Source organism: Streptomyces sp. NPDC001219, assembly GCF_053597915.1.
This window is the reverse complement of record NZ_JBSFJF010000162.1, coordinates 1-1,208: the sequence shown is the minus strand read 5'-3', so window position 1 is coordinate 1,208 and position 1,208 is coordinate 1. Positions and strand designations below refer to the sequence as shown.

General features: G+C 67.5%; 1 protein-coding gene. It reads right to left on the bottom strand.

Annotated elements, in window-relative coordinates:
* A partial coding sequence (locus tag ACWC9R_RS37065) for a beta-ketoacyl synthase N-terminal-like domain-containing protein (protein ID WP_450738283.1) occupies positions 1-1,208 on the bottom strand: 1,208 nt, incomplete at both ends.

Sequence of the window (1,208 nt, the reverse complement as noted above, 5' to 3'; positions counted from 1 at the left end):
GTTCGACCAGGAGCAGGCCGACTCCTTCGGACCAGCCGGTGCCGTCGGCGTCGTCGGAGAAGGACTTGCAGCGGCCGTCGGCCGACAGACCACGCTGCCGGGAGAACTCCACGAAGGTGGTGGGTGTGGCCATGACCGTGGCACCGCCGGCGAGTGCGAGGTCGCACTCGCCGTTGCGCAGTGCGCCCGCGGCCATGTGCAGTGCCACCAGCGAGGAGGAGCAGGCCGTGTCGACCGTGATCGCCGGACCTTCGAAACCCAAGGTGTACGACAGGCGGCCGGAGGCGACGCTGCCCGCGCTGCCTGCGGCGAGATAGCCCTCCAGCTCCTCCGGAATGGCCCCCGTGGCCGTGGCGTAGTCGTGGTACATCACGCCGGCGAAGACACCGGTGCGGCTGCCGCGCAGTTCGGCGGGGACGATGCCCGCGTTCTCCAGCGTTTCCCAGGCGGTCTCCAGCAGCAGGCGTTGCTGTGGGTCGGTCGCGGTTGCCTCGCGTGGTGACATGCCGAAGAACTCGCGGTCGAACAGGTCCGCGTCGTGCAGGAAGCCGCCTTCGCGGACGTATGACGTGCCGGTCCGGTCCGGGTCCGGGTCGTACAGCTTCTCGATGTCCCAGCCGCGGTTGGAGGGGAACTCGCTGACGGCATCGACACCGTTGGCGACCAGGTCCCACAGGTCCTCGGGAGAGGACACCCCGCCCGGGTAACGGCACGCCATACCCACGATCGCGATCGGCTCCATGGACGCGGAGTCCGCGGTGACGGCGACGGCCCCGGATTCCTCCATGCCGAACAGCTCGGAGGCCAGGTGTGTGGCGAGGGCGGTGGGGTTGGGGTGGTCGAAGACGAGGGTGGTGGGGAGTCGTAGGCCGGTGGTGTTGTTGAGGTGGTTGCGTAGTTCGATGGCGGTGAGTGAGTCGAAGCCCATGTCTTGGAAGGCGTGTGTGGGGTCGATGGTGTTGGTGTCGGTGTGTCCGAGGACTGTGGCTACTTGGGTGCGTATGAGGTTGAGGAGGGCTTGTTCGCGTTCTTCGTGAGGCAGGGTGCTGAGGTGTTGGGTGAGTGGGGGGTTTGTGTCCTGGTTGGTGGGGCGGCTGGTTGGGGGAGTTGTGCGGTGGGTGGTGGGGGTGAGGTCGTGTAGGAGGGGTGGCAGGGTGTTTGCGGCTTTGTGGAGGGTGGTGGGGTTGAGTCCGGTGAGGGCGAGGAGG